The following is a 6,751-nucleotide window of genomic DNA, read 5'->3' on the forward strand; positions in this document are numbered from 1 at the left end:
TAGTAAGCTTAAATGGATCGCTTTCCCAGAGCTCAAGAGGATCTGGGGGTTGGACGTCATAGTGGTTATATATCAATATACTTTTAGATCCAGATCCTATTTCTGCAAAAACAGCTGGATGACCCCCTCCACTAACGATCCATGCTTTGAAGCCTCTCTCCCTTAGTATCGATACTAAATACTCTGCACATCTATCCATGCTCTTCCCACCCCACGCTGCTACGGTTTGATGCTCTATAAGACTCGCAAGGAGATCTATATATTTTTCATAATTTTTATTGATATATGTTAAAGCCTTTTCTTTAAGAATCTCGGTCTTAGCTTCCATAGAACCACCAAACTACTATTTCGAAGCAGTAATATATTATTAAAAGAGCCGTTTCTCAAGATATAGCTATTATAAAAATCCCTGCTAAAGATCTTTATATTTCTAAGGAGTAAGGATCTTTTTGCCTTTCTGTTTCACCCTTAGAGACGGCTTCCCCGATCCGCTTCTTCTCATCCCAGAAGAGAGGCTTTTATCGTAATACCATGCAGTTTTTCGATAGGGCCAAGATCTCGATGCGAGTATTAATTTACGCGTGTATAAATAATATTATTTGGATATTGAGAGATTGGGTATGGCTGATAAAATAGATCCTAAGAAGGGTGTCGGCTCTAGGGGGCTCTTCAGATTTTCCAGAGAAGGGAGTGATCCTGGTAGTAGTGTTTCTAGAGGTAATCATGGTTCAACCTCTTTAAAGGAACAAGGATCTCATGTGGAGGGTATAATACATAGAAGTAGTGGAGGCTATATAGGCTATCAAAGCAGATCGAGAGCGGGATTTTCAGGTCTTGATAAATACATTGAGAGGAAGTATGATAAAACAATGTCTCTCCCCACCCAAAACATTGTATTTAAGGTGGAGGCTAGAAGTGTAGAGATAGTAGAAAAGGGTTCAGTACCCGGATATAGACCTCGAAACGAGGGGTGGAATGTGCGGGAAGCATCAAGCGATGATCGCTTGATCTATTATGGGAGAGGCTCTGATAGCACCAATTTAGATCCATCTATCTTCGAGATCCCAGAGGCTGTAGAGGTTGAGGGCTATATCATGGACGTTCAATATGATGGTGAGGCATCAAAGGCATTTCTACTCGTATATGTTGAGGAGGAGGGTAAGCTCTATAAGATATATGATAAGACTGGTCATAGGCCCTACTTCCTAGTAGATCTAGATCCAGATAAGGTTAGAGAGATCATTAGCAGGTCACAAGATGTTATTGATATATATAGAGTTGAAAAGTTAGATCTACTTTTGAATAGAAAGGTTATGCTCACAAAGATAGTAGTTAGAGATCCACTAGCTGTCAGAAGACTTAGAGATAAGTTTCCTAAGGTTTGGGAAGCTAATATTAAGTATCACCATAACTATATCTACGATACACAGTTGATCCCTGGGCTTAAATATAGGGTAAGGGGTGGGAGGTTTGAACCTGTGTTAAATATAGAGATGAATAAGGTCTCATCCGAGATCGATAAGATCTTTGCTGACGAGCCCGAACATGTGAGAGAGATAGCTGTGAAATGGTATCCCCTCTTCGAAGCACCGCCTCCAAGGATCAAAAGGCTATCTATAGATATAGAGGTCTATACGCCGAGTAAGGGTAGAGTTCCAAATCCCGAGACGGCGGAGTTTCCTATAGTAAGCATCGCTACATGTAACAATGATGGTGAGTGCTCTGTATTCATATTAAAAAGGGGTGATGAGAAAGCCGTTGAGAGACTTAGGGATGTGGTTAATAACAGAACCAAGGTATATGTTTTCGAGAGTGAGAGAGAGCTTATCAAAAGATTCTTCCAAGAGATCTCTGGTTATCCCATAATCATATCCTTCAATGGCGATAACTTCGATCTTCCATATCTGTATACTAGATCGAGAAAACTTGGATTCTCAAGAGAAGAGATACCGATAGTGATTAAGGAGACACATGCAACATTTAAACACGCGCTACACATAGATCTATATAGGTTCTTCAAGAACAGAGCTATACAGAACTATGCGTTTGAAGGAAAATATAAGGAATATACTCTAGATGCTGTTGCCCAAGCCCTTCTGGGAAAGGGTAAGCTGGCAAATGAGGAGGGTGTTGGCTCTATGAGCCTCTATGATCTAGCTATGTATAATCTGAGAGATGCACAGCTAACGATAGAGCTAACCACATTCTCTGGCGAGCTGCTTTGGAAGCTCATAATACTGCTCATGAGGATCAGCAAGCTAGGGATTGAAGATGTTACTAGAACCCAGGTATCTACATGGATCAAGAATCTATTTTACTGGGAACATAGATCCAAGGGCTATTTAATACCCTCAGAATCTGACCTTGCATCGCTTAAGTCGAGAAAGGCTACCGAGGCTATTATAAAGGGTAAGAAGTATGCTGGGGCTATAGTTATCGATCCACCTCAGGGGGTGTTTTTCGATGTTGTTGTTGCCGACTATGCCTCGCTATATCCTAGTATAATTAAGAGGTGGAATCTCAGCTATGAAACAGTAGATCCTCCTGAGGGCGAATGTAGCAAATTAGAGCCTATAAGAGATGAGACAGGAACTATAATCCATAATGTGTGTATGGATAGGGTAGGGATAACCTCGGTAATCATAGGTCTTCTAAGGGATTTCAGAGTTAAAATCTATAAGAAGAAGGCTAAGGAGAAGAACATTCCAGAGGATCTGAGGAGCTGGTATGATGTTGTACAGAGGGCTATGAAGGTATATATAAACGCATCCTATGGCGTCTTTGGGCATGAGAAGTTCCCGTTATACGCCCTCCCAGTTGCTGAGAGTGTAACAGCCCTTGGAAGGATGATCATAACTATGAGCCAGCAAAAGGCTAGAGAGTTAGGGCTGATGGTTCTATATGGAGATACAGACTCGCTCTTCATATGGGCTCCTCAGGAGGATAGGCTTAACCAGCTTAGAAAATGGATACTCGATACATTCGGGCTCGAACTAGATATAGATAAAAGATATAAATTCGCAGCCTTCTCCCTCAAAAAGAACTACCTAGGTGTCTATCCAGACGGCTCTGTAGATATAAAAGGGCTTGTTGGTAAGAAAAAGCATATACCAGAGTTCGTTAAAGAGGCATTCTCAGAGGCTGTTAAGAAGCTCGGAGCAATAGAAACCCCTCAAGACCTGCTCATGGTATCAACATGGCTAAAGGAGATCTTACAGGAGATATATAGAAAGTTGAAGGATAAAGAGTACACATTGGATCAGCTAAGCTTTAAGATGACGCTTGGAAAACCACTTGAAACATATACCAAGAACACCCCACAGCATGTTAAAGCAGCCCTTATGCTCGTGAGAGAGGGTATAAGTGTTTCTCAAGGCGATAACATATGGTTTGTTAAGGTGAGGGGCAAAGAAGGGGTAAAACCTGTACAGCTTGCTAAGGTTAGCGAAATAGATGTTGAAAAATATATTGAGAGTCTTAGATCCGCTTTTGAACAAATACTCGCACCTCTCAGCATCGAGTGGGAAGAGATATCCGGCCACAGCAAGATCTCAGACTTCTACGGCTAAAACTTTAATCCAACAAATCTATTAGATCATTTAAACAGAAAGTTATAGAGGAACGGTACTTCGTTATCCAACATAGCCGGCATTAATTAGTTATGAGATAGCGAGGCTAGCACAGTAACTTCAAATCTATGGGCTGTTCAGAGAAAAACTCTCACTACTTATAGTAAGAAAGAAGACACAGCAAGATGCCATTATTCGTCAACTTATAAGGTTTCGAAGACGTATATTTAGTGATGATGACGCCACAGCCCTGAGCAGTGAGGAGGGCTCGTGTTTCTGACAATACTCCCTATTACTATTCTATTCATATCGTTTCCAAGGCTTTTTTAACAGCCTCTCTATTAATTCTTCTGTCAAAGACTATCAAAACCCTTCTACTGCTTCCAACGATCTTTAGCTTCACACGATCTATAACAACTCTGCCCCTTATAAGGTCGCTCTCGCTTTTAGCGGGTACTAGGTATTCCTTGAACTTTCTAGTAGAATATCTATAGTACTCATCGAAGTTATCTATAATCCTTATAGCATCCTCGAGATCGCTTGTGGAATAACCCAGAGTCTCCGAGATCGTTTCCAATAGCTTTTTAGCTTTTTCCACCTCGAGCTCTATACATGGATAGCCCATACAATCCTCTAGATCTCCCCTTACCAAATAGCTATACCCCTAAGTTCTAGGAGTTATCCAATATGTGAGTGATGCACCACCGCCTACTGATGCTTGGAGTTTTAAAGGCTTGTTGGGGCCGTACTGTATTATAACCACGGAGTCCTTGTCTAGAACTTTTGCCACTTGCTTAACAAGATCTATTGAGTATCTCGCAGATACATTCTCAAGCCGTGATGAGAGGGATAGTAGACCCTTATCCTGGCTTAGAATCGCCTGGTATTCCTTGTCCTCCCCTCTGGAAATGAATCTCAGGCTATCCCCTGTCAAGCGTATCTCCAGCTCATCTCCAACTACTGCTGCATCCTTTACAAGTGTTACAAAAACCTCACCGCTCATCTGTGCTTCTACCTCGAGCTCTAGCTGTATATCTCCTATAGGCTCTACACCTATTTCCTTCACCTGTGCCGAGAACTCCCTTTCAGCTCCTGTCTTTGTATTTATAAGTATTATTTTTAGATCCCGCGCCCCATCATCATAGCTGATTGTAACCTTATCCCTCCTTGTGAGCCTTTTAAAAGATGCTAGAAGCTCGTCTTTATCAACAAGCATTGAAACCTCTTCGCTAAGCTGGTACTCCTCAAAAGCTATGCTAGATATATTGAGTATACTCATTATAAGCCTATCGGGTGAGAGCCCTTTAACCTCAAGCCCCTCCGACCTTATATAGAGGGGAGCTATATCTAGGGGGGCTAGGGCGGCCTTGAAGAGATTCTTTATAAAGGTGCCCTCTCCATGGGATAGTCTGAACATAAATCCACCACATCTACTTATTACTTAACATCGAAATTAAAAAGCTAGCCCTACGTCAATACCAAATCCTATTTACCATAGCTGGATCCTTATGCTAAATCCACGTTATTAGCTAGGCTTGCCTAGAGGTATATGGGGGCAGCGGTCGCGGAGAATATAAGGGATCTTATTAGCAGGCGGTTCGCAATTGTAGAGCATATGAGGGAAACGCTCTCTGGGGGAGGTATGTCGGTAGCTATAGATACATATAGGGTGATCCCTCTCAACCCTGGCGATGTTGAGAATAGTTTTAAAGAGCTATATAGAGAGCTGATTCCAAGGGGATATTATCCACAGCTTAGGCTTGTTAGCGGTAGCTATTATCTCAGGCTCTTCAATATCGGTAGAGAGAGAGGGTTCAGAGCTATAACTGTAGTTCTTCTAATGGTTATAACAATAGTTACTGTGGCTATCACATCCTATCTATGGTATGAGATGGATCTAGATCTCCATGCGAGGATCAATATAGATACTGAGGCATCTAGGCAAGGACCTCTATATATATCGATACTCACTCTATCCATCATGGGGCCTCTGGCGATACATGAGATGGGGCATTACATAGCATCAAGAATACTCAGAGTCCCAGCAACCCCACCATATTTCATACCAGGATTCCCAGGTATAGGACTAGGTACTTTCGGAGCTGTGATACTAATGAGATTCGCTCCAGCAGTCTCTGACGATCTAGCTATAATAGCTATTTCAGGCCCCCTAGCAGGGTTTCTAGCAATTATAGCGGTAACCCTATATGGTATCTCTACATCCTATATAGTTCCTAGGGAGGCTCTCACAGCAGGTTTCCAGGAGATTCAGTTCTCACCCCTCCTCTTCGTATTAATGGTTAACCAGATCACAGGTCGAGGGGGGAGTGAAGTGGTAATACTAAACCCAGTTGCATATGCCAGCTACTTCTTAATGCTCATACACTTTTTAAACCTATTACCTGTAGCTCAGCTAGATGGTGGGCAGGTTCTGAGGGCATTGGCAGGCGCTAGGACACATACAGCGGTAGGTATTATAACTACCTCTGCAGCTATACTCGCATCCATAGCTCTTAAAATAGATATTCTATATACCATCGCATTCTTCCTCCTCCTCATACTTCTTCTCACAGGATTAAGACCCCATCCAGGGCCTGCATATAGCGAGGCGAGACCAGGTAGGGGGGCTTTAATAGCATCTATACTGTGGATCGCCATGCTAGCCCTAACAATCCCAATACCGGCTTGAGGGCTCTATAATGAGTAAGGATATATGTAGCAGGGGATGCACAGCTATAATAGCTGAGAAGCCTAGAGCCGCTGCTAAGATAGCAAATGCGTTATCATATGGAAAGGCTAAGAAGATATTGATCGATGGTGTCCCTATATGGGTTTTTAACCAAAACGGTAGAGAATATGTGGTGATTCCAGCAGCGGGCCATCTATTCTCAATAGATACCGATAAACCCGGTATCCCGGTATTTGAATATACATGGGTACCCAGATATGAGGTTGAAAAAGGATATAACCATCTAAAGAGATTCTTCTCTGCATTCTCAAAGATCCTGCCAAGGGCTATAGAGTATATAAATGCATGTGACTACGATATAGAAGGATCCGTTATAGGTTATATGATAATAAAGAGATGGGGCAATATATCTAAGATGAAGAGGATGAAATTCTCATCCCTAGTAGAGGAGGAGCTTAGAAGAAGTTTCAAAAATCTCGAACCCCCAGATCTA

Annotated in this window: 6 protein-coding genes; 3 read left to right on the forward strand and 3 right to left on the reverse strand. The window is 42.1% G+C overall.

What is annotated here, in order from left to right; translation table 11 throughout:
* Positions 1-328: hypothetical protein (locus QXE01_10640; GenBank protein MEM4971693.1), on the reverse strand; the 328-nt coding region annotated here is incomplete at its 3' end.
* A gap of 292 nt (positions 329-620) precedes the next feature.
* Here QXE01_10640 and QXE01_10645 point away from each other — a divergent pair.
* Positions 621-3,569 carry a DNA-directed DNA polymerase I gene (locus QXE01_10645; GenBank protein MEM4971694.1) on the forward strand — a complete coding sequence of 983 codons (2,949 nt, stop codon included), beginning with the start codon at positions 621-623 and terminating at the stop codon, positions 3,567-3,569.
* A gap of 304 nt (positions 3,570-3,873) precedes the next feature.
* On the opposite strand, the gene QXE01_10650 is transcribed toward QXE01_10645, so the two are convergent.
* Both QXE01_10650 and QXE01_10655 read right to left on the reverse strand, forming a co-directional pair.
* Positions 3,874-4,221 carry a hypothetical protein gene (locus tag QXE01_10650; GenBank protein MEM4971695.1) on the reverse strand — a complete coding sequence of 116 codons (348 nt, stop codon included), beginning with the start codon at positions 4,219-4,221 and terminating at the stop codon, positions 3,874-3,876.
* 12 nt (positions 4,222-4,233) lie between these two features.
* On the reverse strand, positions 4,234-4,986 hold the full coding sequence (locus QXE01_10655; GenBank protein ID MEM4971696.1) for a hypothetical protein: 753 nt from the start codon (positions 4,984-4,986) through the stop codon (positions 4,234-4,236).
* Between the two features lie 132 nt (positions 4,987-5,118).
* Between QXE01_10655 and QXE01_10660 the strand changes: the two genes are divergently transcribed.
* A complete protein-coding gene (locus QXE01_10660) occupies positions 5,119-6,258 on the forward strand; it encodes a site-2 protease family protein (GenBank protein MEM4971697.1) in 1,140 nt (379 codons plus the stop codon).
* 10 nt (positions 6,259-6,268) lie between these two features.
* On the forward strand, positions 6,269-6,751 hold a 483-nt coding region (locus tag QXE01_10665; GenBank protein ID MEM4971698.1), incomplete at its 3' end, for a toprim domain-containing protein.

This window comes from Sulfolobales archaeon, from assembly GCA_038897115.1.
GTDB lineage: Archaea > Thermoproteota > Thermoprotei_A > Sulfolobales > AG1 > AG1.

Coding starts and splice junctions, on each gene's coding strand:
- QXE01_10660 (MEM4971697.1), top strand. CDS start 5,119: ATGGGGGCAGCGGTCGCGGAGAATATAAGGGATCTTATTAGCAGGCGG.
- QXE01_10645 (MEM4971694.1), top strand. CDS start 621: ATGGCTGATAAAATAGATCCTAAGAAGGGTGTCGGCTCTAGGGGGCTC.
- QXE01_10655 (MEM4971696.1), bottom strand. CDS start 4,986: ATGTTCAGACTATCCCATGGAGAGGGCACCTTTATAAAGAATCTCTTC.